The sequence below is a fragment of the Pseudomonas sp. SDO52101_S400 genome (genome assembly GCF_054071635.1).
In genome coordinates this window covers 103,016-128,416 of the sequence record NZ_JBSVWF010000008.1, presented here as the reverse complement: position 1 = coordinate 128,416, position 25,401 = coordinate 103,016, and the positions used below count along the sequence as shown (strand labels likewise).

The following is a 25,401-nucleotide window of genomic DNA, read 5'->3' as shown; positions in this document are numbered from 1 at the left end:
GACAACAAAAAGCCCACCGAATGGTGGGCTTTTTGTTTATCGCTAGATGGTCAGAACAGCTTCATCTTCGGCGCTTCTTCTTTCAGCGGCTCGTTCTGCGCAGTTTGCGCATTCCAGCCGCCACCCAGTGCCTTGTACAGGTTGACCGCGCTGGTCAACTGCGCGAGGCGGTCGGTGATCAGGGCCTGTTGGGCGCTGAACAGCTGACGCTGGGCATCGAGGAAGGTCAGGTTGCTGTCGACGCCGATGCGATAGCGACGCTCGGCCAGACGGTAGTAGTCCTGGTTCGCGGCGACGAAATCACGCTGGGCCTGCAACTGCTCGGTGTAGGTCTGGCGCGCGGCCAGGCCGTCGGCGACTTCCTGGAAGGCCGTTTGAATGGACTTCTCGTAGTTCGCCACACCGATGTCTTTCTGGATCTTGGCGTAGTCGAGGCTGGCGCGCAGGCTGCCGGCGTTGAAGATCGGCAGGTTGATCTGCGGCTGGAACAGCCAGGTGCCCGAGCCGCCCTTGAACAGACCGGACAGGTCCGGGCTCAGGCTGCCTGCGTTGGCAGTCAGGCTGATGCTCGGGAAGAACGCTGCACGGGCCGCGCCGATGTTGGCGTTGGCCGCCTTCAGGTTGTACTCGGCCTGAAGGATGTCCGGACGACGTTGCAGCAGATCCGACTGCAGACCGGCCGGCACATCGCTGAGCAGGTCATCCGACAGCGGTTTGGCCGCTTGCAGGTTGGCCGGCACGCCGGTGCCGAGCAGCAGGGTCAGGCTGTTTTCGTCCTGGGCCACCTGGCGGGTGTAGCGCGCCAGTTGTGCACGGGCGTTCTCGACCGAGGTGCGCGACTGCGCCAGGTCCAGCGCCGAGGCCACACCGACTTCGTTGCTGCGGCTGGTCAGCTTGTAGCTTTCCTCGAAGGCGCCGAGGGTTTCCTGAGTGAGCTTGAGCAGTTCCTTGTCGGCCTGCCAGGTCAGATAGGCGTTGGCCACGCTGGCCACCAGGCTGATCTGGGTGCTGCGGCGCGCTTCTTCGGTGGCGAAGTATTGTTGCAGCGCTTGTTCGCTCAGGCTGCGAACCCGACCGAACAGGTCCAGTTCGTAGGCGCTGATGCCGACGGTGGCGGTGTACGAACTGGTGATGTTCGCTTCACCGGTCTGCGACGCACGGGCCGGAACCCGCTGACGGCTGCCGCTGGCATTGGCCGAGACCGCCGGGAACAGGTCGGCACGCTGGATGCGGTACTGAGCCGCGTAGGCGTCGATGTTCAGCGCCGCGACACGCAGGTCGCGGTTGTTTTCCAGGGCGACCTGGATCAGCTGTTGCAGGGCAGGGTCATGGAAAAACTGCTTCCAGCCCTGCTCGGCAGCGGCCTGCGCCGGTGCCTGGGCCGGCGAGTACGCCGGGCCCTGCGGGAATTGCGCGGCCACCGGTGCTTCAGGCTGCTGATAATCCGGTATCAGCGAGCAACCGCTCAGCACGAAGGCGGCGACTGCGATGGAGAGTAGCGACTTGCTCATTGGCCAGCCTCTTTAGGAGTTTCTATGGTGTCATCCTCGCCAGCGATTTTGCGCTGACCCATGGACGACACAGTGACGAAGAACAGTGGGACCCAGAAGATCGCCAGGATCGTGGCCGTGAGCATACCGCCAATCACACCGGTACCGATTGCGTGTTGACTGCCCGAGCCTGCGCCTGTGGAGATCGCCAACGGTACTACACCGAGGACGAAGGCCAGCGAGGTCATGATGATCGGTCGCAGACGCATGCGGCAGGCTTCGATCGCCGCGTCGCGCAGACTGCGCCCTTGCTCGTGCAACTCTTTGGCGAACTCGACGATCAGAATGGCGTTTTTAGCCGCAAGACCGATGGTCGTCAACAGACCCACCTGGAAGTACACGTCGTTCGACAGACCGCGCAGGCTGGTAGCCATCAGCGCACCGATGATCCCCAGCGGTACCACGAGCATGACCGCGATCGGAATCGACCAGCTTTCATACAGCGCCGCCAGACACAGGAACACCATCAGCAGCGACAGAGCGTACAGCGCTGGCGCTTGCGAGCCGGACAGACGTTCCTCGTAGGACAGACCGGTCCAGGAAATACCGACACCCGGTGGCAGTTTCTTGGCAATCGCTTCGACTTCGGCCATTGCTTCACCGGTCGAGTAGCCCGGCGCCGGAGAACCGAGGATCTCCATCGCTTCTACGCCGTTGTAGCGCGCCAGTTTCGGCGAACCGTAGATCCACTCGCCCTTGGCGAACGCGGAGAACGGAACCATGGTGCCCGCGCTGTTGCGCACGTACCACTTTTTGAGGTCTTCAGGGCTCATGCGAGCACCGGCCTGACCTTGTACGTAAACCTTCTTTACCCGACCGCGGTCGATGAAGTCGTTGACGTAGCTACTACCGAAGGAAATCGACAGGGTGCTGTTGATGTCGGAAAGGCTCAAGCCCAGGGCGCGGGCCTTCTCGTCATCGATTTCCAGGTGGTATTGCGGCTCGTCGTTCAGACCGTTCGGACGCACCTGGTAGAGCACCTTGCTCTGCGCAGCCATGCCGAGGAACTGGTTACGGGCTTGCATCAACTTGTCGTGACCGATACCGGCGCGGTCTTGCAGGAACACGTCGAAACCGGTGGCGTTACCCAGCTCCAGTACGGCCGGCGGGGCGAAGGCAAACACCATCGCATCACGGAAGCTGAAGAAGTGCTGTTGGGCACGCTGAGCCAAGGCAAATACGCTGTTGTTGGCATCACGCTCGCCCCATGGCTTGAGCATGATGAACGCCAGACCGGAACTCTGGCCGCGACCGGCGAAGTTGAAGCCGTTCACGGTGAACACCGAGGCAACCGCACTGGATTCCTTTTCCAGCAGGTAGGAACGCATATTGTCGATGACGACTTGAGTACGTTCGGCACTGGAACCGGCCGGAGTCTGCACCTGGGCGAAGAGAACGCCCTGGTCTTCTTCCGGCAGGAACGCGGTTGGAATGCGGGTGAACAGCCAGATCATGCCGACCACAATCAGCAGGTAAGCCAACAGGTACGGTGCCTTGCGTTGCAGGATGTTGCCGACGCCGCGCTCGTAGCTGCGAACGCTACGGTCGAAGTTGCGGTTGAACCAGCCGAAGAAACCGCGTTTCGGCATACCGTGCTCGCCTTTCGGAATCGCCTTGAGCATGGTGGCGCAGAGCGCCGGGGTGAAAATCAGCGCGACCATTACCGACAGGGCCATGGCCGAAACGATGGTGATCGAGAACTGTTTGTAGATCACACCGGTGGAGCCGCTGAAGAACGCCATCGGCAGCAGTACCGCCGACAGTACGAGTGCGATACCGACCAGGGCGCCCTGGATCTGGCCCATGGACTTCTTGGTCGCTTCCTTCGGTGACAGACCTTCTTCGGCCATCACCCGCTCGACGTTCTCCACCACGACGATGGCGTCGTCCACCAGCAAACCGATGGCCAGCACCATACCGAACATGGTCAGGGTGTTGATGCTGAAGCCGGCGGCCGCGAGGATCCCGAATGTACCGAGCAATACCACCGGCACGGTCATCGTGGTGATGACGGTGGCGCGGAAGTTCTGCAGGAACAGGAACATTACCAGGAACACCAGCACGATCGCTTCGACCAGGGTTTCAACCACACCCTTGATCGACTCGGTCACCACCGGGGTGGTGTCGTAGGGGAACACCACTTCCATGCCTTGCGGGAAGAACGGCTTGAGGTCGTCAATCGTCTTGCGCAGGGCTTTGGCGGTGTCGAGGGCGTTGGCGCCGTTGGCCAGTTTTACCGCCAGACCGGAAGCCGGTTTGCCGTTGAACTGAGCCGCGATACTGGAGTTTTCACCACCCAGACCGACGTCGGCGACGTCGCCGACACGCACTTGCGAGCCATCCTGATTAACCTTCAGCAGGATCGCCTTGAACTGCTCGGCTGTCTGCAGGCGGGTCTTGCCAATGATCGTGGCGTTCAGTTGCTGGCCTGGAAGCGCCGGCAGACCACCGAGCTGACCGGAGGAAACCTGAACGTTCTGGGCCGAGATCGCGGCGCTGACATCGGCCGGGGTCAGGTTGTACTTGTTCAGCTTGGCCGGGTCGAGCCAGATGCGCATCGCGTACTGGGCACCGAAGACCTGGAAGTCACCGACACCGGCGGTCCGCGAAATCGGGTCCTGCATGTTCGACACGATGTAGTTGGACAGGTCGTCCTTGGACATGCTGCCGTCACGCGAAACCACGCCGATCACCAGCAGGAAGTTCTTCACTGCCTTGGTCACGCGGATACCCTGTTGCTGCACTTCCTGCGGCAACAGCGGGGTGGCCAGGTTCAGCTTGTTCTGGACCTGAACCTGCGCGGTGTCGGAGTTGGTGCCTTGCTCGAAGGTCGCGGTGATGGTCATGCTGCCGTCGGAGTTACTTTCCGAGGACACATAACGCAGGTTGTCGATACCGTTGAGCTGTTGTTCGATCACCTGCACCACAGTGTCCTGGACCGTTTGTGCCGAAGCACCTGGGTAGGTCACGGAAATCGCAATGGCCGGTGGCGCAATGCTCGGGTACTGGTTGATCGGCAACTTGAGGATCGATAGAGCCCCGACCAGCATGATCACCAGGGCAATTACCCAGGCGAAAATCGGACGGTCGATAAAAAATTTCGACATGAGTTACTCCCCTTTGCCGCCGTAGGCTTTGTCAGCTGCCTTGGCGGGTGCCGGGTTCTTGGCTACGTTGGTGGCTTCGGTCGGGTTGACCTGGACACCCGGGCGCACGAATTGCAGCCCTTCGGTGATCAGGCGATCGCCGGCCTTCAGGCCGTCTTCGATCAGCCACTGGCTGCCGACGGTACGGCTGGCCTTGAGCTGACGCAGTTCAACCTTGTTGTCTGCACCGACGACCAGTGCGGTCGGCGTGCCTTTGAGGTCACGGGTCACGCCTTGTTGCGGCGCCAGGATGGCGGCGGCGTTGACACCGGCCTGCAACTGGGCGCGGACGAACATGCCTGGCAACAGCGTGTGATCCGGGTTCGGGAACACGGCACGCAGGGTCACGGAGCCGGTGGTCGGGTCGACCGACACTTCGGAGAATTCCAGCTTACCGTCGAGCTTGTACTGGCTGCCGTCTTCCAGGGTCAGTTTGACGGCGGCGGCATTGTCGCCGGCTTTCTGCAGGCGGCCGCTTTCCAGTTCACGGCGCAGTTCCAGCAATTCGACCGAAGACTGAGTGACGTCGACGTAGATCGGGTCCAGTTGCTGGATGGTCGCCATTGCATCGGCCTGGCCACTGCTGACCAGCGCGCCTTCGGTGACCGAAGAACGGCCGATACGCCCGGAGATCGGCGCGTAGACCTTGGTGTAGCGCACGTTGATCTGAGCGGTCTGCAACGATGCTTCCGATTGCAGGCGGTTGGCCACGGCGGTGTCGTATTCCTGACGGCTGACCGCCTGCTCGTCGACCAGTTGCTTGTAGCGGTCGGAGATCGACTTGGTCGAACGCAGGTTGGCTTCGGCGCTTTTCAGGGTCGCTTCATAGACCGACGGATCGATCTGATACAGCTGCTGGCCGGCTTTGACATCGCCGCCTTCCTTGAAGAGACGCTTGAGAATGATGCCGTTGACCTGCGGACGGACTTCAGCGATGCGGAACGCGCTGGTGCGCCCCGGCAGCTCGGACGTCAAGGTGAACGCTTGTGGTTGCAGGGTGACGACGCCGACCTGAGGAGGTGGTGCGGCGGGAGCCGCCTCTTCCTTTTTACATCCGCTGAGCAGCGATGCCAGGGCGACGGCAGTGACCAGAGCGGTAACAGCTGGCTTGAATTGCATGAAGATCCTCGGGTCAGGCGCGCGAAAAGCGCACAAGAAGTGTGGAAGGGTAAAAAAAGGATACCGGGTGGATAAGTAGCTTGCTAAGGAATATACTTACGTTCATGGTTGTTTGTAAATACCTTTGCCGCGTACCTACCTGGTTACAAAAGTCGTCGCAAGGTCTGAAATTGTAGGCCGGGGGAGTCGATCCGCGAGAGATCCACCCCTTTTTATTCAGCGGATATTCAGCCATCCCTGAAACATCCTGTTTGAGGTTTTACTGCCATGGTCCGTCGTACCAAAGAGGAAGCTCAGGAAACTCGAAGCCAGATTCTGGAAGCCGCTGAAAAAGCTTTCTATGAAAGAGGGGTAGCGCGTACGACGCTGTCCGACATCGCGACGATGGCCGGCGTGACGCGCGGCGCCATCTACTGGCACTTCAGCAATAAGGCCGACCTGTTGCAGGCGATGCTCGATACGCTGCATGAGCCGCTGGATGAGCTGGCCAAGGCCAGCGAAAGCGAGGACGAGCCAGACCCGTTGGGCTGCATGCGCAAATTGCTGATTCATTTGTTTCAACAAGTTGCACTGGACCCGAAAACCCGGCGTATCAACGAAATTCTGTTTCATAAGTGCGAGTTCACCGATGAAATGTGCGACCTGCGCCAACAGCGTCGGACGGCCAGCCTCGATTGCAATGTGCGGATCGCGCTGACGTTGAGTAATGCAGTCAATCGTGGGCAGTTGCCGCAGGACCTCGACACCGCCCGCGCGGCCATCAGTATTCACGCGTTTATCGATGGCATCCTGTATCAATGGCTGCTGGCCCCGGACAGTTTCGAGCTGTATGCCGAAGCCGAGCGCTGGGTCGATACTGGGCTGGATATGCTGCGTTGGAGCCCCAGCCTGCGCAAATGAAACAAAATGCGTATTTTGATCAGGTTATGTCAACGAAGGAGGCGGATGAAGATCCCTGTTCGTTCGCCTCGCCGCAGTGGATTGCTTTTATATACCTCAACCCATCGAGTTGATATGTAGCGAACTACGTATTTTGTAGGGATTTTGTGTCGAGCCTGTGAACGAATGTGAGCGGCCCACCTGTCCCGCGACCCATGAAAAAGCCCCCGATTCTCACGAGTCGGGGGCTTTTTGCGTTTCTGCGGTGTGGCTTACAGCGTCGGGTAGTCGAGGTAGCCGACCGCGCCTTTGCCGTAGAAGGTTTCCGGGTGCGGTTGGTTCAGCGGCGCATCCGCCTTCAAACGGGCTGGCAGGTCCGGGTTGGCAATGAACGGGATGCCGAATGCCACGGCGTCAGCCTTGCCCTCGGCCAGCCACGCGTTGGCGCTGTCCTTGGTGAAGCGCTCGTTGGCGATATAAGCACCGCCGAAGGCCTCTTTCAGTTGTGGGCCAAGGCTGTCGGCGCCTTCTTTCTCGCGGGAGCAGATGAAGGCGATGCCGCGCTTGCCCAGTTCGCGGGCAACGTAGGTGAAGGTTTCGGCCAGGTTGTCGTCGCCCATGTCGTGGGAGTCGGCACGCGGTGCCAGGTGTACGCCGACACGGCCGGCGCCCCAGACTTCGATCGCCGCGTCAGTCACTTCCAACAGCAGGCGGGCACGGTTTTCCAGGGAGCCGCCGTAATTGTCGGTGCGCTGGTTGGTGCTGCTTTGCAGGAACTGGTCGAGCAGGTAACCGTTGGCGCCGTGGATTTCCACGCCGTCGAAACCGGCGGCTTTGGCGTTTTCCGCACCGACGCGGTAGGCGTCGACGATGTCGGCGATTTCAGCGGTTTCCAGGGCACGTGGCGTCGGGTAGTCGGCCAGTGGGCGAACCAGGCTGACGTGGCCTTTAGGCTGGATGGCACTCGGGGCGACCGGGGTTTCGCCATTCAGGTACGACGGGTGGGAAATCCGCCCGACGTGCCACAGTTGCAGGACGATCTTGCCGCCGGCGGCGTGTACAGCCTTGGTCACGTTAGTCCAGCCGCGCACCTGGTCGTTGGACCAGATGCCCGGGGTATCCGGGTAGCCAACGCCCATCGGGGTGACCGAAGTGGCTTCGCTGAGAATCAGGCCGGCGGAGGCGCGTTGTACGTAGTACTCGGCCATCAGCGCGTTCGGTACGCGGCCTTCGTCGGCGCGGCAGCGGGTCAGCGGCGCCATGATGATGCGGTTGGACAGCTCGAGATCGCCCAGTTTGATCGGATCGAAAATTGTTGCCATGAGATACAACCCTCGTGAGGTAAGTGAGTGAATCAGTTAGCGGTTGCCAGCTCGGGATTGCCGTTCCGGCGGAATGTGATCAGGGTTACCAGCAGTGCCAGGATCGCCAGCGCCGCAGCGGCAAGAGGCACGCTGGTCAGGCCGTAGCCGTGGGCGATGACGCTGCCGCCAACCCAGGCGCCGAGGGCGTTGCCGACGTTGAAGGCGCCAATGTTCAGGGTCGAGACCAGATTCGGTGCGGCCTGGCCGTAGGTCACGACGTTCACTTGCAGGGCAGGCACGGCGGCGAAACACGCGGTGGCCCAGAGGAACAGGGTGATTTCGGTCGGGATCAGCGCGATGCTGGTCCAGGTCAGGACGGTGGAGGTCACGGCCATGGCGATGAACACGCCGATCAGCGTCGCGGCCAGGCCTTTGTCGGCCATCTTGCCGCCGATAATGTTGCCGACTGTCAGGCCCAGGCCGATGAGCATCAGGGTCCAGGTCACGCCACGGGGCGAGACGCCGGTGACATCGCCCAGCAGCGGTGCGACGTAGGTGAACAGGGTGAATACCGAAGCGGCGAACAGCGCGGTCATGCTCAGGGATAGCCAGATCCCGGCGCCTTTGAGCGCGGCCAGTTCGGCGCGCATGTCGAGTTTTTCTTCGTCACGCTTGGCCGGCAGGAAGCGGATCAGGCCGATCAGCGCGATCACACCGATCACGGTCACTGCCCAGAAGGTCGAACGCCAGCCGGCTTCCTGACCGAGCGCGGTGCCCAGCGGCACGCCCAGCACGTTGGCCAGGGTCAGGCCGGTGAACATCAGGGCTACGGCCGAAGCGCGTTTGTTCGGCGCCACCAGGTTGGCCGCGACCACCGAACCGATGCCGAAGAACGCACCGTGGCAGAGGGCGGTGACGACTCGGGCGAACATCAGCACCTCGTAGTCAGTGGCGATGGCGCAGAGCAGGTTGCCGATAATGAAGATGCCCATCAACGCTACCAGTGCAGCCTTGCGCGGCAGTTTGGCGGTGGCCATTGCCATGAACGGTGCACCAATCGCCACGCCCAGGGCGTAACCGGTCACCAGCCAGCCGGCTCCGGGAATCGACACACCGAGGTCGGCCGCCACATCGGGCAGCAGGCCCATGATGACGAACTCGGTGGTGCCGATGGCGAAGGCGCTCAGGGCGAGTATGAGGAGCGAGAGGGGCATCGTTTGGTCCTTTTGGCTGGCTGACGTTAAGGGTCAGAGCTCTTTGCTGAGAGTGCTGAGGAACGCCTGGATCACGTCCTCGTTGCGTTTGAAAAAGTGCCACTGGCCGGCCTTCTGGCTGCTGATCAAACCGGCGCGTTGCAGGGTGGCCAGGTGAGCGGAGACAGTTGATTGCGACAGGCCGCAGCGTTGATCGATCTGACCGGCGCAGATGCCGTACTCGTGGTTGTGGATCTGTTCCGGAAACTGGGCTTTCGGGTCTTTCAGCCAGTTGAGGATGTCTCGCCGTACTGGGTGTGCCAGGGCTTTTATTATTTCGTCGAGGTCAATGTTCATGGCTGGTTGCTCGTGATGTGTGTAGCGCTATATCGCGATGAGGCGAACTTTAAATCGGTATTTCGCGATATACCAATATGAATTCGATCTGACGACCGCATAAATCGGTATATCGGGTTATAACGATATGTGAGGTGTAAACAAACGTGGGCGCGGTGCTAAGCTGCGCCCATGAACTATCTCGCACATTTACACCTCGGTGGCCAGCGTCCCGGTCAATGGCTCGGCAGTCTGTATGGCGATTTCGTCAAAGGACGGCTGCAAGGGCAGTTTGATCCGGAGATCGAAGCGGCGATTGCCCTGCATCGTCAGATCGATGTCTTCACCGATCGCCACCCGCTGGTGGATGCTTCACTGGCTCGTTTTACCTCGACCCGACGCCGTTACGCCGGCATCGTCCTCGACGTGTTTTTCGACCATTGCCTGGCCCGGGACTGGACGCTGTACGCCGACCGACCGCTGGGGCAATTCACCACTGACGTCTACCGAGTGCTGTCCAGCGAGCAGCAATTGCCCGAGCGTCTGGCGAAAATCGCCCCGCACATGGTGGCCAATGACTGGTTGGGTTCGTATCAGGAATTCGAAGTGCTGGAGCAGGTGCTGCGCGGGATTTCCCGGCGCCTGAGCAAGCCTGAAGAACTGGCGGGGGCGATGCAGGAGTTGCGGCGTCTGTATGAACCGCTCAGCGACGACTTTCGTTTGTTCTACCCACAGCTGCAGGACTTTGCAGGCCGGCAGCTGTAGGCAGATGAGGACGATCAGGCAGCGATCAGTTCACCTGCACGGCGCGGTTCGGCCGGTTTGGCCACCTCGCCGAACAACGCTTTCTGCACCGCTTGCTGGGCTTCGTACGCCAGTGCCGCACGTTCCCGACCCTGGCAGGCGATCGGCTTGAGCAGGTGAACTTCCACATCGCCGCAATCGTTGCTGAACAGGCGCATCAGGTGCGACAGCAGATCATCGTCGCCAATGAACGGTGCTAGCGTATCGATTTCGCCATCGCGCAGATAACGGATCGCTACCGGTTGCAGCATCACTTCGGAGTCAATCGCCGCCGACAGCAGACGACCATGAAAGGTACGCAGCGAGCGGCCGTCGGTGGTGGTGCCTTCGGGGAACATCAGCAGCGGATGATCGGTTTGCAGGTGACGGGTCATCTGCTTGCGGATCAACTGGCTGTCGCCCGAACCGCGACGGATGAACAGGCTGCCGGCCTTCGCCGCCAGCCAGCCGGCCACCGGCCAGGTGCGCACTTCGGCCTTGGACAGAAACGACAGCGGCGTGAGCATCCCGAGCAGCGGAATATCGGTCCACGACACATGATTGCTGACCCACAGCATCGATTGTTTCGGCAACTCACCGTGGACGGTCACGCGAAAGGGCAGGGCATTGCTCAGGCGCGCCATGAAAAACCGCGACCAGCGCTGCCGGCGTTGCATCGAATGGGCCAGACCCAATCGCTCGAAAACCCCGAAGACACTGGCCATGCTCAAACCCAGCGTCACCACCAGCAGCACCCGCGCGATCCGCGCGTACACCCGCAGCCGGCTCATCACACGGCCGCCTTGAAGTGCTTGGCGTAGCGCGGGCAGAGTTCGTCGCGCTTGAGCAGGATGAACACGTCGGCGACCTGGAAGTCTTCGTCCCAGCACGGCTCGCCGCAGATCTTCGCGCCCAGGCGCATGTAGGCCTTGAGCAGCGGTGGCATTTCGGCGATCACGTTCGACGGAATGTCGAGGCTTGGCAGCGGATTCTTCGGCTCGGCGCGCAGGTGTTCGGTGCACAGGTAACGTTCGCGCAGGCGCTGCATGATCGCGTGGGCCTGCACGCCGCCGTCCTGCATCGGGATGCTCGCGCAACCCATCAGGTAGCTGTAGCCGCCCTGGTTCAGGACTTCGGCCAGTTCGCCCCAGAGCACGGCGATGGTGCCGCCGTTGCGGTAGGCCGGGTCGACGCAGGTGCGGCCGATTTCCAGGATCGGGCCTTGCAGACCGGCGAGGCCGTGCAGGCTGAATTCTTCTTCGCTGTAGAACTTGCCCAGGCTGCTGGCGGCGGTGTGATCGAGCAAGCGGGTGGTCGCCACCAGGCGGCCGGTGTTCAGGTCACGCACGCCGATGTGGCTGCAGTGAACATCATAGTCATCCATGTCCAGACCCAGTTCCGCGCCTTTCAGCTTGGCGTTGAACTCGCCGCTGAACACGTTGAAACGCAAGGCCTGGGCTTGCTGCAGGGCCTCGGCGCCGATCAGGCGTTCGGCTTGCAGGCGGCGTTCATTGCCGGTGTCGCTGATGCGGGCGATCTGAGTCATTTGAATCTCCGTACGGGCCTTTAACCCGTCGTGGGTTACAGCCGATCGACTTTCTTTATGCAGCTGTGTTGTGCAAAGTCAGGCTATGTAGCCCCGGTGTCATCGCCATGAATGTTTGGTGATGCTTATATGACAGCCCACGAGGAGCCTCTGATGACCTGGTCGACCCTGCTTGAATGCCGTGAACGCCTGCCCGCCGTTGCCGACCTGGCGGAGGGTTTCGCCACGCTGCTGCATCAACTGGGCAGCGTGACGCCGTTCGAACTGGCGGTAGCAGGCGGGCGGCGGATGGCGACGCCGGGGCTGGCGTTTCTGGTGGGTTATCAGGCCGCGTTGCGCATGCTTTGGCCGAGCGCGCCGCCAAGCCTCGGCGCTTTGTGTGCGACCGAACAGCGCAGCCTGCGCCCGGCGGACATGCAGACCCGGCTCACGGATCTGCACCTCACCGGGCAAAAGGATTTCGTCACCGCCGGCGATGCGGCGGACTGGCTGCTGATCGCCGCCCGCAGTGAACAACCCGGCGAATCGCCGCGCCTGAGTCTGGCGGTGGTGTACCCCGGCGAATCCGGTGTGCGCGTGGAAAAACTTCCGCCACTGCCGTTGATGCCGGACGTCAGCCATGGCCGCTTGTATCTCGACGATGCAATGTGCGAATTGCTCGCCGGGGACGGTTGGGACGCGTACGTCAAACCGTTCCGCACCCTTGAGGATGTCTATGTGCTGAGTGCGATGACCGCGTGGCTGTACGGCGTCGGTCAGGACAGCGGTTGGCATCAACCGCTGCAATTACGCTTGCTGGCGTTATTGGCCGGGTGCGCGGAAGTGAGCCGCCAGCCGCCGAACAATCCCGCCGGGCATGTGTTGCTCGGTGGCTTGTTTGCGCAGTTCGACGGGCTCAAACCGGAGGTTGATCAGGCACTGCGCGACGGCAATCCGGAGTGGTCGGCGATGTGGCAACGCGATCAATCGGTCATGCAACTGGCCGCAGGTGCGCGGGCCAAGCGTCTGGCCAAGGCGTTGGCAGCAAGTCAAAACACATCTGTCATGAACGCCGGCTAGTCTTGTCAGGTTCATCCCCAGAGCCCTCACCATGTTCAAAGGCCTGTCCCTGTTTCTGCTGCTGATCAGCTTCACGTCTCACGCCGAGCAATGGCCGACCGAGCAATGGCCGAGCGGCCCGAAACTCACCGGCCCGGCCGTCGATGCACTGGAGGCCTACGCCTTTCCCCACCGCGATGACAACACCCGCCAGGGCATCCGCACCGATGCCTTGCTGGTGATCCGCGACGGTCAGCTCATCTACGAACGTTACGCCGCCGCGACCACCGCCGACACGCCGCACCTGACCTGGTCGATCAGCAAAAGCCTCATGGCCACGGTGCTCGGTGTGGCGTACGGCGAAGGCTTGTTCAAGCTCGATGACCCGGCCGTGACGTTTTACCCGGCGCTGGAAAAACACCCGGCCATCACGATCAAGGATCTGCTGCACTGGGCCTCGGGCATCGACTGGCAGGAAGATTACGAATACGCCCCGCTGAAATCCTCGGTGGTGGCGATGCTCTACACCCGCGGCCACCGTGACATGGCCGCCTTCACCGCCGATCACGACAGCTATGCACCAGCGGGCCAGGCATTCCGCTATTCCAGCGGCGACAGCAATCTGTTGGCGGCGGCACTGAGAACCATCGTCGGCCCGCAGCGTTATCCGGACTATCCATGGACAGCGCTTTTCGATCCCTTGGGCATCCGTCATGCCACGTGGGAAACCGATGCCACGGGCACTTTCGTCGCCTCTTCCTATGCCTATCTGACGGCCCGGGACCTGGCGCGAATCGGACTGTTGATGGAGCGGGACGGACGCTGGAACGACCGACAGTTGCTGCCCAGGGATTGGGTCGCCTTCAACCGCCAACCCTTCGCCGGCTACAAGGCGAATCAGGACGAAGCCGTGCCCGGCGGCCACTGGTGGCTCAATCGCCCGGTGGACGGCGCCGCCGCTCCGTGGGCCGACGCGCCACCCGACACCTTCGCCGCTCTCGGTCACTGGGGCCAGGCGCTATACGTGATCCCGAGCGAAAAACTGGTGATCGTGCGCTACGGCGATGACCGCGACGGCAGCTATCGCCACAACGAATTGCTCAAGCGTGTGCTTGGGGCGGTGCGGCCATGAAGTTGTTCAGACGAATCCTGCTGGTGCTGCTCGTCTTGCTGCTGGGCTGGGGCTGGCACGAACGCGAGAATCTGTGGGCGTTCCCGGACATCATCAGCGCCTACACCGCCAAGGAATATTGTTCCTGCCGCTACGTGATGAACAACGATGCCGAGTATTGTCGGGGCTACGTGAAGCAGTGGTTGCCGACCGGCAGTTTCAACGATGACGCCGTCAGCAAGACCATCACCGTCAGTGGGATGGGCCGCAGCAACACTGCACACTGGCAGGGCCAGCGCCAGGGGTGTCGCCTGCAACCGTGATCTAGCGGTTTGCAATAGCGCTACGGCCAGTTAAGGTTCGTGCAGGTTTATCGGCCCCACGAGTCTTCAATGTTCAACCGTTCTCTGTGCAACGCCTTCGCCGGCCTGCTGCTGGGCGCTGCTGCGCTGCCGGCCCAGGCCAACTGGTATCTGGACGGCGAGTCGTCGCGGCTGTCGTTCGTCAGCACGAAAAACGCCAATGTGTCCGAAGTGCAGCGCTTTCTGGTGCTGCACGGCAAGGTCGACCCCGATGGCCGCGCCGAAGTCGAGGTCGAGCTGGACTCGATCAACAGCGGCATCCCGCTGCGCGACGAGCGCATGCGCAAGGAGTTGTTCCAGATCGAGCAATTCCCCGAGGCGACCATCACCACGCAAATCGACCTGCGCCCGATCAACGATCTGGCCCCCGGCGCGCAGCTTGAATTGCGCCTGCCGCTGACCGTCAACCTGCACGGCAAACAGCACGAATATCCCGCCGAATTGCTCGCCACGCGCCTCGATGACCGACGTTTTCAAGTGGTGACGCTGGAGCCGCTGGTCATCAACGCCGAGGATTTCGATCTGCTGCCGGGCCTGGAACGCCTGCGCAGCATGGCCGGCCTGTCAGCCATCAGTCTGTCGGTGCCGGTGGGTGCGGTGCTGATCTTCACGGCCCGCTGACATGCGCGGCGCAGTGTTCCCGTGGCGGGACGGCAACCGCTTCGAGCTGTTGATCGACGGCCCGCAATTTTTCCCGCGCATGCTGGAGGAAATCGCCCGCGCCCGTGAGCAGATCGAACTGGAGCTGTACCTGGTGGAGGCCGGCGCCTGTGCCGAAACCGTGGTTCAGGCGCTGGTGCTGGCAGCCGAGCGGGGCGTGCGGGTGCGTTGTCTGTTCGACGATTACGGCAGCCTCGCCTTCACCCTGACCTTGCGTCAGCGCCTGACCCTCGCCGGTGTTGAACTGCGTTTTTACAATCGTCTGAACTGGCGGCGCTGGGTCGGCAATTTCTATCGCGATCACCGCAAGCTGTTGCTGGTCGATCAGCGTCTGGCGGTGGTCGGCGGCACCGGGGTGACCGACGAATTCTGGACACCGGGCCACGACACCAGCGAATGGCACGAAGTGATGGTGCACATCACAGGCCCCTTGGTGCTCGACTGGCAGTTGCTGTTCGACCGCCAATGGATCGCCAACCGCCATCGTCGAGCCTGGAAACCCCACGCGAATTTCGGCCTGCCACGTTTGCCACGCGTGCCCGACACGGGCGAGGGCATGGGGCGTGTGGCTTACGCCGATGCCCGCCAGCATCGCGACATTCTGCAATCGCTGTTCCGCGCACTGAACAGCGGCCAGAAGCGCATCTGGCTGGCGACGCCGTACTTTCTGCCGACCTGGAAAATCCGCCGCTCCCTGCGCAAGGCCGCCGCCCGTGGTCTCGATGTGCGCCTGCTGCTGACCGGGCCGCGCACCGATCACCCGTCGGTGCGTTATGCCGGGCATCGCTACTACCCGCGCCTGCTCAAGGCCGGAGTGAAGATCTTCGAATACCAGCCGTGTTTCCTGCACCTGAAAATGGTGCTGGTGGACGATTGGGTGAGCATCGGTTCGTGCAATTTCGATCACTGGAACCTGCGCTTCAACCTTGAAGCGAATCTGGAGGCGCTGGATCCGTCACTGACGGCAGCGGTGGTGGCGAGTTTCGAGAAGGACTTCGGCCTGAGTCAGCAGGTGAGTCTGGAGGAATGGCAGCGCCGGCCGTTGTGGCGGCGGGTGAAGCAGCGGGTGTGGGGATGGGTGGATCGGGTGGTGGTCAACTTGCTCGACAGACGCGGATAACTCTGATTTCGAGCATTCCATAAGTCAAATGTGGGAGCGGGCTTGCTCGCGAAGGCGGAGTGTCATTCAGCACAGATGTCGCTGATACATCGCCTTCGTCGGATCGCCGCCCGGACCAAGCCCGCTCCCACATTGGTTTCGCAGTGTTACTTAAAGCAATTCAAAGCTCTGCTGCGTCACGTCCTGGGAGTCCAGGCCGATCTGCACGTTGAACTTGCCAGGCTCTGCCGCGTATTTGAGCTGCGCGTTGTAGAACTTCAGGTCATCTTCGCTGATGGTGAAGTGCACGACTTTCTGCTCGCCGGCCTTGAGCATGATTTTCTGGAAGTTCTTCAGCTCCTTGACCGGACGGATCATCGAACCGGTGACGTCCTGGATGTACAGCTGCACCACGGTTTCGCCATCACGCTTGCCGGTGTTTTTCACCGTGACACTGGCGTCGAGCTTGCCGGTGGCGTTCAGGGTGGTCGACGACAGCGCCATGTCGCTCAAGGCGAAATCGGTGTAGCTCAGGCCGAAACCGAACGGGAACAGGGGACCTGTGGTGTCATCGAAATACTGCGAGGTGTAGTTGCCCGGTTTGCCCGGCGTGAACGGCCGGCCGATGCTCAGGTGGTTGTAGTAAGTCGGGATCTGACCCACGGAACGCGGGAAGGTCACCGGCAGTTTGCCCGAAGGGTTGTAGTCGCCGAACAACACGTCGGCGATGGCGTTGCCGCCCTCGGTGCCGCTGAACCAGGTTTCCAGGATTGCGTCAGCCTGTTCTTTTTCCTGAAGGATCGTCAGCGGACGGCCGTTCATCAGCACCAGCACCAATGGCTTGCCGGTGGCTTTCAGGGCGCGGATCAGCTCACGCTGGTTTTCCGGAATGTTCAGGTCGGTACGACTAGACGATTCGTGGGACATGCCACGGGACTCGCCCACCGCCGCGACCACCACGTCGGCGTCCTTCGCTGCTTTCACCGCTTCGTCGATCAGCACGTTGGCCGGGCGCGGGTCATCGACCACTTCCGGCGCATCGAAGTTGAGGAAGTTCAGGTAGTCGAGGACTTTCTTGTCGCTGGTGATGTTGGCGCCACGGGCGTAGATCAGGTTCGACTTGTCGCCGATCACGTTGCTCATGCCGTCGAACAGGGTGACCGATTGTGCCGGACGACCGGCGGCAGCCCAACTGCCCATCATGTCGATCGGGGCCTTGGCCAGCGGACCGACCAGGGCGACTTTAGCGGTCTTCTTCAGTGGCAGGGTTTCGTTCTGGTTCTTCAGCAACACCAGACTGCGACGGGCGACGTCACGGGCGTCGGCGCGGTGCAGACGGCTGTCGGCGTAGGTGTCGGCCGGATCGTCTTCGGCCTTGCCGATACGCAGGTACGGGTCCTTGAACAGGCCCATGTCGTACTTGGCGGCGAGGACTTCACGCACCGCGTTATCGATGTCTTTCTGTTCGATCTCGCCGGACTTGAGCAGCCCTGGCAGTTCTTTGCCGTACAGGGTGTCGTTCATGCTCATGTCGATGCCGGCCTTGATCGCCAGCTTCGCCGCTTCGCGACCGTCGGCGGCCACGCCATGCTTGATCAGTTCGAAAATCGCACCGTGGTCGCTGACCGCCAGGCCCTTGAAGCCCCAGTCCTTGCGCAACAGGTCGTTCATCAGCCAGGTGTTGGCGGTGGCCGGGATGCCGTTGATCGAGTTCAACGCCACCATCACGCCACCGGCGCCGGCATCAATCGCGGCGCGGTATGGCGGCAGGTAGTCCTGGTACATCTTCACCGGGCTCATGTCGACGGTGTTGTAATCGCGACCACCCTCGACCGCGCCGTACAGGGCGAAGTGCTTGACGCTGGCCATGATGCTGTCGGCCGCGCTCGGCGTGTCGCCTTGATAGGCCTTGACCATCACTTTGGCGATGCGCGACGTCAGGTAGGTGTCTTCACCGAAACCTTCGGAGCTGCGGCCCCAGCGCGGGTCGCGGGAGATGTCGACCATCGGCGCGAACGTGATGTCGAGGCTGTCGGCGGCGGCCTCTTTGGCGGCAACGCGACCGGACTGACCGATGGCGTCCATGTCCCAGCTCGATGCCAGGGCCAGCGGAATCGGGAAAATCGTACGATGACCGTGGATCACGTCGTACGCGAAAAACATCGGAATCTTCAGCCGACTGCGCATGGCCGCGTCCTGCATCGGACGGTTTTCCGGGCGGGTGATCGAGTTGAACGTGCCACCGATGTTGCCGGCGGCGATCTCTTTGCGGATCAGTTCGCGAGGCATTTCCGGGCCGATGCTGATCAGGCGCAACTGGCCGATCTTCTCGTCGAGGGTCATTTGCTTCATCAGGTTGCTGATGAACGCGTCCTTGTTTTCCAGGGGTACCGGGGTCGTGGCGGCCAGTACTTGATGACTGGCCAGGCTGACGAACAGGCCCAGCAAACACAGCTTCTTCATGAATAGTTTTCTCAAGGGCCTAAACGGCGTTACAACGCCGGCCAGCCAAAATTTAGGGAGCGACTATTGTTGTTCGGGTGCTGATTCAGAAAACGACAGCCGAATGTACGTCGAAAGTTTCGGCGACGTGATCGCGCAGGGCCTCTTTTTAGCCCATCGGCCCGCCGCAATCCAGTGGCGCGGGCGATTATGCCCCAACCGCCGGCTGAGAATGTTTCGCGAGTCATTATTCATGAAATGTGCAAGGGAGCACCCGTCCGATGAATGTCAGTCCTGTCTACCGCTCGCGTTTGCAGGTCGCCACCTTGCTGGTGCTGGCCACGTTGTTGACCGCTTGCGGTATCAACAATATTCCCACCCTAGACGAACAGGCCAAGGCCGCCTGGGGCCAGGTGCAGAACCAGTACCAACGCCGCGCCGACCTGATCCCCAATCTGGTGGAAACCGTGAAGGGTTATGCCAAACATGAGGAGGAAACCCTGACGGCGGTGGTCGAGGCCCGTGCCAAGGCGACCTCGATCCAGGTCGATGCCAGCACCCTCGACAACCCGGAAAAACTCAAGCAGTTCCAGCAGGCTCAGGATCAACTGACCGGTGCCTTGAGTCGGTTGATGGTGGTGTCCGAGCGCTATCCGGACCTGAAGGCCAACCAGAACTTCCTCGCTCTGCAATCGCAACTCGAGGGGACGGAAAACCGCATCGCCGTGGCCCGCCGGGATTTCATTCTGGCGGTACAGAAGTACAACACCGAGATCCGCACTTTTCCCGGTCGCCTGTGGCACAGCGTGATGTATAGCAATTTGCCGATCCGCGAGACCTTCGAAGCCACCAGCCCCGGCGCGGACAAGGCCCCGGAAGTGAAGTTCTGAGCCGGGGATGCCCATGCGTGTGTTGAAGATGGGTCTGGTGCTGATGCTGTGGCTGTTCGCCGTCAGCGCCCGGGCCGAGTTGACCTTTCCGGCGCTGACCGGGCGGGTGGTGGACGACGCGCAGATGATCGAGCCCTCGGTGCGCGCGCAACTGGACCAGCAGTTGCAGGCCCACGAACAGGCGACCGGCGAGCAGTTGGTAGTCGTGACGCTGCCGAACCTGCAAGGCGCCACCATCGAAGACTATGGCGTCGAACTGGGCCGGCACTGGGGCATCGGCCAGAAGGACAAGAACAATGGCGCGCTGCTGATCGTCGCACGGGACGAGCGCAAATTGCGCATCGAAGTCGGCTACGGGCTGGAGGATCGCCTGACCGATGCCCAGAGTTCGGTGATCATTCATCAGGTCATCACACCGTCGTTCAAGGCCGGCAATTTCAGCAAGGGCATCAGCGACGGCGTGGCGGCGATGCTGGTGGTGCTGGGCGGCAATCCGCTGGACGAACCCTCCACGGTGTACGAATCGGCTGGCGATCCGTCGGATGATTTCGTCACGCGCCACCCGGCGTTGTTCGTATTTCTGGTGATGTTGTTCATCCTGACTGTTTTTGTCTGCCAGATGCTCGGTATCCTTCCCGCCGGCCGGGGCGGCTCCGGAGGAGGGGGCGGCTTTGGTGGCGGTGGATTTGGCGGCGGCGGTGGAGGCGGGGGCTTCAGCGGCGGCGGTGGCAGTTTCGGCGGGGGCGGGTCTTCCGGCGGCTGGTGATAACAATAATGAGAGCAGGCACTACACGACATGGCATTACTGACTGAACACGAACAACGCAAGGTCGCCGAGGCCATCGCCCGGGTCGAGCGCGACACCGACGCCGAACTGGTGACGGTGCTGGCGGCCCGCGCCGACGACTACGCGTACATCCCGCTGCTCTGGGCCAGTCTGCTGGCGCTGGTGGTGCCGGGCATCGTGCACTACCTGACCGGCTGGCTGACGATGCACAGTCTGCTGCTGGTGCAGTGGGTCAGTTTTGTCGTGCTGTGCCTGGTGTTTCGTCTGCCCAAAGTCACTACCCATCTGATCCCGCGCCATGTCCGGCACTGGCGCGCCTCGAACCTGGCGCGGCGGCAGTTTCTCGAACAGAACCTGCACCACACGGTGGGCGGTACCGGCATGCTGATTTTTGTCTGCGAGGCCGAGCGGTACGTGGAAATCCTGGTGGACGAAGGGATATCCAAAAAACTGGATAACAAGACTTGGGATTCGATTGTCGCGGTGTTTACCGAGCAGGTGCGGCAGGGGCAGACGTTGCAGGGATTTGTCACCTGCATTGAAGCGTGCGGCGAGTTGCTCAAGGTGCATGTGCCGGTGACGCAGGTGAGGAATGAGCTGCCGAATCGGTTGGTGGTGTTGGGGTAGTTTCTGCAATTTTTGTAGGACTTGAGATCGCAGCCCTCACCCCAGCCCTCTCCCAGGGGGAGAGGGAGCCGACCGAAGTGTCTGCCGCTATCTATCGACCTGAAATACCGAGTCGAATATGGATTCAACGCCAATCGTTCAAGTCGACGTATCTCCTCAATATCCCCCAATCGGCTCCCTCTCCCTCCGGGAGAGGGCTGGGGTGAGGGCCGCTTTTAAACGCCGTTCGGTAAATAAGAGCGTGTCCCCAATCCCCATCCCCCCTAAACTACCCACCATTCCCGATTTGCCTGTCTGAGGCCGTTTTCTGCATGTCTGCCATCGCCGTTTCCACCCCCGACCACCACGCCCAGTTCATCGAGCTGCTGCAAACCAGCCTCGAACAGAACGGCTTCATCAAACTGGTGCTGGCCAAGTACGTCGGCGAAGAAGCGGATCTGCAGCGGATCATCATCAAGCCGGTGACGGTCAAGGCGCAGCCGTGCCTGTCGTTCGTTTATCGCTACAAGACCCGCGACATCACCAAGAACCTGCCGCTGGATGAAGCGGTAGCGACGATTGCCGGGCTGTTGCCGGCGGCGTTCAAAAATGCGCATTTGCTGACACTGACTGACGAAGCCCAGCTCGAATACAGCAAAAAGGGCAAGAGTTCGCTGTTCATGAGCAAACCCCAGCAATTGCGCGAAGTGCCGTCCGCCGAGCATAACCGCGAGAAAAACCGCTTCCTTGAGTTGAGTCGACCGTTCCTCAAGGACCTGGGCGTGACCAACGCGCAACATGAGCTGATCCCGGCGATGTCGCGCAAGTGGAAGCAGATCAACAAGTTCATCGAAGTCTTCAGCCACGCCCTGACGTCCTCGCCGCTGGCCCTGGACAAACCGGTGCGGGTGGCGGATTTCGGTTCGGGCAAGGGTTACCTGACGTTCGCCATTCATGACTATCTGCGCAACACCTTGAAGGCCGAGGGCGAAGTCACCGGCGTCGAACTGCGCGAAGAAATGGTCAACCTGTGCAACGCCGCCGCTGCGAAACTTGAACACCCGGGGCTGGTGTTCAAATGCGGCGACGTGCGCAGCGTGGCGCCGAGCGAGCTGGAGGTGATGATCGCCCTGCATGCATGCGACATCGCCACCGATTACGCGATCCACACCGGCATCCGTTCCGGCGCCTCAATCATCATGTGCTCGCCGTGTTGCCACAAACAGATCCGCTTGCAGATCCAGAGCCCGGCGCTGCTCAAGCCGATGCTGCAATACGGTTTGCACCTGGGCCAGCAGGCGGAAATGGTCACCGATAGTCTGCGTGCGCTGTTCCTTGAAGCCTGCGGTTACGAGACCAAGGTGTTCGAGTTCATTTCGCTGGAGCACACCAACAAGAACAAGATGATCCTCGCCGTGAAGCGCGCCGAGCCGGTGGACCCGGCCCAGTTGCTGGTGAAGATTCAAGAGCTCAAGGCGTTCTACAACATCAGCGAGCACTGCCTGGAAACCCTGCTGCTCGCCGATGGCCTGTTGCCACTCAAGGCTTGAGCTGAACCCCGGCCGGTAACGTGCCCGGTTGAGCCGGGCGCACCGCGGTCTTGCGCCCGAGCATCACCGTCGCGATCACCCCGCAGGCGAACAGCCAGGTGATCGGCTCCACGTGTTCACCGAAGAACAGCGCGGAAAACGCGATGGTGAAGAAGATCTGCAACAACTGGATCTGACTGACCCGGGCAATGCCACCCATGGCCAGCCCGGCGTACCAGGCGAAGAAACCCAGGAACTGCGAAAACAGCGCGACGTAACCAAAGGCCCACCAGGTTTTCGTCGACACTGCGCCCTGATGCTGCAACGCCAGATACAGCACCGGGCCGATCAGCAATGGCGTCGACAGCACCAGCGCCCAGCAGATCACTTGCCAGCCGCCCATCTCCCGGGCCAGACGCCCGCCTTCGGCATAACCCAGACCACCCACCGCAATCGCCCCGAGCATCAGCAAATCCCCGGCCTGAATGCTGCCGGCGCCGGTGTACAACGCATAGCCCAGCACCAGCGCACTGCCCAAAGCGGCGCAGGCCCAGAAGGCTTTCGACGGACGTTCATGGGACAGCCACGCCGCGTAAAGCGCCACGCACAGCGGCTGCAAGCCATTGACCAGCGCACCGTGGGACGCCGGCAAGGTCTGCATGGCCCACGCCGAGAGTACCGGGAACCCGAGAATCACCCCGGCGATCACCAGGCTCAGGCCTTTGACTTGCTTCCAGGTCGGCCATTTTTCCCGACGCCACAACAACAGCGCTGCTGCCGGAATTGCCGCGAACAATGCGCGGCCCAAGCCATTGAGCAGCGGGTGAAGCTCCTGCACCACGATGCGGGTGAAGGGCAGGGTAAGGCTGAAAATCACCACGCCGAGCAGGCCGAGGGCCATGCCGGTGTTTTCGCGCGAAGACATGATGGCAACCAGATTCGAAAGTGGCAGGGAGTTGGCTTCATCTAGCCACAAACCTTGCGCATCGTGCTGCTACAGCTAGGCGCAGAGTTATCCATACAGTTTGCGAACGCCATCGCGGTCCTTGGACTACTTTGAATACTCCTGTGCATTCACCAGAGGAGTCCTGTCCATGGCCGCGAAAAAGATTCTGATGCTGGTCGGCGATTACGTCGAAGACTACGAAGTGATGGTGCCGTTCCAGGCCCTGCAAATGGTCGGGCACACCGTGCACGCCGTGTGCCCGGACAAGGCCGCCGGCAAGACTGTGCGCACGGCGATCCATGACTTTGAAGGGGACCAGACTTACAGCGAGAAACCCGGGCATCTGTTTGCCCTGAACTTCGATTTCGCCAAGGTCGATGCCAAGGATTACGACGCCTTGCTGGTGCCCGGTGGTCGTGCGCCGGAGTACCTGCGGCTGAATGACAAAGTCTTGGAACTGGTGCGAGCCTTCGACAAGGCCGGCAAGCCGATTGCCGCCGTTTGTCATGGAGCGCAGCTGCTGGCGGCGGCGGGAATTCTCGAAGGGCGCGAGTGCAGCGCCTATCCGGCCTGTGCCCCGGAAGTGCGTCTGGCTGGCGGCACCTACATCGACATTCCGGTCACGGACGGCCATGTCCAGGGCAATCTGGCCACGGCTCCAGCCTGGCCGGCGCATCCGAAATGGCTGGCCGGTTTCCTCGGTTTGCTCGGGACTAAAATCACTCTGTGATCCATCGAAAAGGAGAAACAGCATGTCCGGATGGTACGAAGTCAGTAAAAGCAGCAACGGCCAGTTCAGGTTCGTGCTGAAAGCGGCGAATGCCGAAACGATTCTGACCAGCGAGCTCTACACCACGCGCAGCGCCGCCGACAACGGCATCGCCTCGGTGCAGGCCAACAGTCCGCTGGACGAGCGCTACGAGAAAAAATCGACGAAGGACGGGCATCCGTATTTCAACCTCAAGGCTGCCAATCACCAGATTATCGGCAGCAGCGAATCCTATTCGTCCGAAGCGGCGTGCGCCAAAGGTATTGCAGCGGTCAAGGCCAACGGGCCGACCAAGGTGATCAAAGACAAGACGTTGCCGGTGCTCTGATTTCACCTTCAGCACAAAAACCTGTGGGACCGGCAGCTTGCCGATCCCACAGGTTTTTTGTCGTGCTTGAAGATCAGCGCAGGACTTTGAGAATAGCCTGCAACTGAGTGCGCCCGGCCTCGCTCAACGGGAATACCGGCAAGCGTGGGTCGCCGACTTCCAGCCCGGTGTCACGCAGCCCGGCCTTGATCGTCGCCGGCAATCCGCCCTTGAGGATGAAATCCAGCAACGGCAACTGGCGGTAGAACAACTCCCGCGCCTTGCCCAGATCCCCCGCCAACGTGGCTTCGTACAGATCCAGGTTGAGCTGCGGGATCAGGTTCGGTGCCGCCGTGCACCAGCCCTTGGCCCCGGCTGCAAAGGCTTCCAGCGCCAGCGGGTTGCAGCCGTTGTAGAACGGCACCTGGCCTTCGCCCAGCAGTTGCAGCTTGTGCATGCGCTGGATGTCGCCGGTGCTCTCTTTGACCATGGTTACGTTTTCCACGCCGTTGACGATGCGCAGGATCAGTTCCACCGACATGTCGGTGCCGCTGGTGGCCGGGTTGTTGTAGAGCATGATCGGCACGCCGATGCTGTCGCCGATGGCGCGGTAATGGGCGAGGATTTCCGCCTCGGTCAGCTTCCAGTAGGACGCCGGCAGCACCATCACCACGTCGGCGCCGTGGGCTTCGGCAAAGCGTGCACGACGCACGGCTTTGGCGGTGGTCAGGTCGGACACGCTGACCACGGTCGGCACGCGTTTGGCGACGTGCTTGATGCTGAACTCGGCGACCTGGTCCCACTCCGAGTCGCTCAGGTAAGCGCCTTCGCCGGTGCTGCCCAGCGGTGCGATGGCATGGACGCCGCCGTCGATCAGCCGGTCGATCGAGCGGCCAAGGGCCTCCAGATCAAGACCTTCGCCGTTGGCGCCGAACGGGGTGATGGTGTAGCCGATGATGCCGTGAATGTTGGACATGTGTGTTCTCCGTCGCAGTGGCG

The 25,401-nt window shown here is 61.5% G+C and carries 24 protein-coding genes; 13 read left to right on the top strand and 11 right to left on the bottom strand.

Annotated elements, in window-relative coordinates:
• Positions 1-50 precede the first annotated feature (50 nt).
• From emhC to emhA, 3 genes are read right to left on the bottom strand one after another with little or no spacing between them, the layout of a single operon-like run.
• On the bottom strand, positions 51-1,511 hold the full coding sequence (gene emhC / locus ACW9HX_RS06310) for an efflux RND transporter outer membrane subunit EmhC (protein WP_457379905.1): 1,461 nt from the start codon (positions 1,509-1,511) through the stop codon (positions 51-53).
• Positions 1,508-4,657, bottom strand: a complete 3,150-nt coding sequence (emhB, locus tag ACW9HX_RS06305; protein WP_457379904.1) for an efflux RND transporter permease subunit EmhB — start codon at positions 4,655-4,657, stop codon at positions 1,508-1,510. The genes emhC and emhB overlap by 4 nt, the downstream gene beginning before the upstream one ends.
• 3 nt (positions 4,658-4,660) lie before the next feature.
• Positions 4,661-5,815 carry an efflux RND transporter periplasmic adaptor subunit EmhA gene (gene emhA, locus ACW9HX_RS06300; RefSeq protein WP_457379903.1) on the bottom strand — a complete coding sequence of 385 codons (1,155 nt, stop codon included), beginning with the start codon at positions 5,813-5,815 and terminating at the stop codon, positions 4,661-4,663.
• Between the two features lie 267 nt (positions 5,816-6,082).
• Here emhA and emhR point away from each other — a divergent pair, with 267 nt between their 5' ends.
• Complete coding sequence (emhR, locus tag ACW9HX_RS06295; protein WP_457379902.1) at positions 6,083-6,715, top strand: efflux system transcriptional repressor EmhR; 633 nt, start codon at positions 6,083-6,085, stop codon at positions 6,713-6,715.
• Between the two features lie 251 nt (positions 6,716-6,966).
• On the opposite strand, the gene ACW9HX_RS06290 is transcribed toward emhR, so the two are convergent.
• From ACW9HX_RS06290 to ACW9HX_RS06280, 3 genes are read right to left on the bottom strand one after another with little or no spacing between them, the layout of a single operon-like run.
• Positions 6,967-8,016, bottom strand: a complete 1,050-nt coding sequence (locus ACW9HX_RS06290; RefSeq protein ID WP_457379901.1) for an alkene reductase — start codon at positions 8,014-8,016, stop codon at positions 6,967-6,969.
• Between the two features lie 32 nt (positions 8,017-8,048).
• Positions 8,049-9,212, bottom strand: a complete 1,164-nt coding sequence (locus ACW9HX_RS06285; protein WP_119427271.1) for an MFS transporter — start codon at positions 9,210-9,212, stop codon at positions 8,049-8,051.
• A gap of 33 nt (positions 9,213-9,245) precedes the next feature.
• Positions 9,246-9,548, bottom strand: a complete 303-nt coding sequence (locus ACW9HX_RS06280; protein WP_007957866.1) for an ArsR/SmtB family transcription factor — start codon at positions 9,546-9,548, stop codon at positions 9,246-9,248.
• 171 nt (positions 9,549-9,719) lie between these two features.
• On the opposite strand from ACW9HX_RS06280, the gene ACW9HX_RS06275 reads away from it, so the two are divergent.
• The gene (locus tag ACW9HX_RS06275; protein WP_457379900.1) at positions 9,720-10,292 is read left to right on the top strand and encodes an acyl carrier protein phosphodiesterase; all 573 of its coding nucleotides are present in this window, start codon (positions 9,720-9,722) and stop codon (positions 10,290-10,292) included.
• A 14-nt stretch (positions 10,293-10,306) separates the two neighbouring features.
• Here the strand turns inward: ACW9HX_RS06275 and ACW9HX_RS06270 are convergent, their stop codons facing one another.
• Together ACW9HX_RS06270 and olsB are read right to left on the bottom strand one after the other, a co-directional pair.
• Positions 10,307-11,101, bottom strand: coding sequence for a lysophospholipid acyltransferase family protein (locus ACW9HX_RS06270; protein WP_457379899.1), 795 nt, complete (start codon positions 11,099-11,101; stop codon positions 10,307-10,309).
• Positions 11,101-11,856 (bottom strand): L-ornithine N(alpha)-acyltransferase, encoded by a 756-nt coding sequence (gene olsB / locus ACW9HX_RS06265; RefSeq protein WP_457379898.1) that lies wholly within the window; start codon positions 11,854-11,856, stop codon positions 11,101-11,103. The genes ACW9HX_RS06270 and olsB overlap by 1 nt, the downstream gene beginning before the upstream one ends.
• Positions 11,857-12,009: 153 nt before the next feature.
• Here olsB and ACW9HX_RS06260 point away from each other — a divergent pair, with 153 nt between their 5' ends.
• The 5 genes from ACW9HX_RS06260 to ACW9HX_RS06240 all read left to right on the top strand — a co-directional run bounded on the left by ACW9HX_RS06260 (position 12,010) and on the right by ACW9HX_RS06240 (position 16,147).
• Positions 12,010-12,915, top strand: coding sequence for an acyl-CoA dehydrogenase (locus ACW9HX_RS06260; protein ID WP_457379897.1), 906 nt, complete (start codon positions 12,010-12,012; stop codon positions 12,913-12,915).
• A gap of 31 nt (positions 12,916-12,946) precedes the next feature.
• Positions 12,947-14,026: a serine hydrolase domain-containing protein gene (locus ACW9HX_RS06255; RefSeq protein WP_457379896.1), complete on the top strand. Its 1,080-nt coding sequence runs from the start codon at positions 12,947-12,949 to the stop codon at positions 14,024-14,026.
• A complete protein-coding gene (locus tag ACW9HX_RS06250) occupies positions 14,023-14,328 on the top strand; it encodes an amidase (protein WP_457379895.1) in 306 nt (101 codons plus the stop codon). The genes ACW9HX_RS06255 and ACW9HX_RS06250 overlap by 4 nt, the downstream gene beginning before the upstream one ends.
• A gap of 69 nt (positions 14,329-14,397) precedes the next feature.
• Positions 14,398-14,988, top strand: a complete 591-nt coding sequence (locus tag ACW9HX_RS06245) for a YceI family protein (RefSeq protein WP_457379894.1) — start codon at positions 14,398-14,400, stop codon at positions 14,986-14,988.
• A gap of 1 nt (position 14,989) precedes the next feature.
• On the top strand, positions 14,990-16,147 hold the full coding sequence (locus tag ACW9HX_RS06240; protein ID WP_457379893.1) for a phospholipase D-like domain-containing protein: 1,158 nt from the start codon (positions 14,990-14,992) through the stop codon (positions 16,145-16,147).
• A gap of 150 nt (positions 16,148-16,297) precedes the next feature.
• Here ACW9HX_RS06240 and bglX read toward each other — a convergent pair whose 3' ends face one another.
• Positions 16,298-18,589 (bottom strand): beta-glucosidase BglX, encoded by a 2,292-nt coding sequence (gene bglX, locus ACW9HX_RS06235; RefSeq protein WP_457379892.1) that lies wholly within the window; start codon positions 18,587-18,589, stop codon positions 16,298-16,300.
• Between the two features lie 260 nt (positions 18,590-18,849).
• Between bglX and ACW9HX_RS06230 the strand changes: the two genes are divergently transcribed.
• The 4 genes from ACW9HX_RS06230 (at position 18,850) to ACW9HX_RS06215 (ending at position 22,401) form a co-directional block, all read left to right on the top strand.
• Positions 18,850-19,458: a LemA family protein gene (locus tag ACW9HX_RS06230; RefSeq protein ID WP_457379891.1), complete on the top strand. Its 609-nt coding sequence runs from the start codon at positions 18,850-18,852 to the stop codon at positions 19,456-19,458.
• 13 nt (positions 19,459-19,471) lie between these two features.
• Positions 19,472-20,224, top strand: coding sequence for a TPM domain-containing protein (locus ACW9HX_RS06225; protein ID WP_457379890.1), 753 nt, complete (start codon positions 19,472-19,474; stop codon positions 20,222-20,224).
• Between the two features lie 30 nt (positions 20,225-20,254).
• Positions 20,255-20,872, top strand: a complete 618-nt coding sequence (locus ACW9HX_RS06220) for a TPM domain-containing protein (RefSeq protein WP_457379889.1) — start codon at positions 20,255-20,257, stop codon at positions 20,870-20,872.
• Between the two features lie 311 nt (positions 20,873-21,183).
• Entirely contained in the window at positions 21,184-22,401 is a 1,218-nt protein-coding gene (locus tag ACW9HX_RS06215) for a class I SAM-dependent methyltransferase (protein WP_457379888.1), read from the top strand.
• Here the strand turns inward: ACW9HX_RS06215 and ACW9HX_RS06210 are convergent.
• On the bottom strand, positions 22,391-23,305 hold the full coding sequence (locus ACW9HX_RS06210) for a DMT family transporter (RefSeq protein WP_129972890.1): 915 nt from the start codon (positions 23,303-23,305) through the stop codon (positions 22,391-22,393). The two genes, ACW9HX_RS06215 and ACW9HX_RS06210, sit on opposite strands and share 11 nt — an antisense overlap.
• A 169-nt stretch (positions 23,306-23,474) precedes the next feature.
• Here ACW9HX_RS06210 and ACW9HX_RS06205 point away from each other — a divergent pair, with 169 nt between their 5' ends.
• Together ACW9HX_RS06205 and ACW9HX_RS06200 are read left to right on the top strand one after the other, a co-directional pair.
• Positions 23,475-24,056, top strand: a complete 582-nt coding sequence (locus ACW9HX_RS06205) for a DJ-1/PfpI family protein (RefSeq protein ID WP_457379887.1) — start codon at positions 23,475-23,477, stop codon at positions 24,054-24,056.
• A 22-nt stretch (positions 24,057-24,078) separates the two neighbouring features.
• Entirely contained in the window at positions 24,079-24,423 is a 345-nt protein-coding gene (locus ACW9HX_RS06200; RefSeq protein ID WP_457379886.1) for a YegP family protein, read from the top strand.
• A gap of 73 nt (positions 24,424-24,496) precedes the next feature.
• On the opposite strand, the gene ACW9HX_RS06195 is transcribed toward ACW9HX_RS06200, so the two are convergent.
• Positions 24,497-25,378, bottom strand: coding sequence for a dihydrodipicolinate synthase family protein (locus ACW9HX_RS06195; protein ID WP_457379885.1), 882 nt, complete (start codon positions 25,376-25,378; stop codon positions 24,497-24,499).
• Positions 25,379-25,401: the final 23 nt, after the last annotated feature.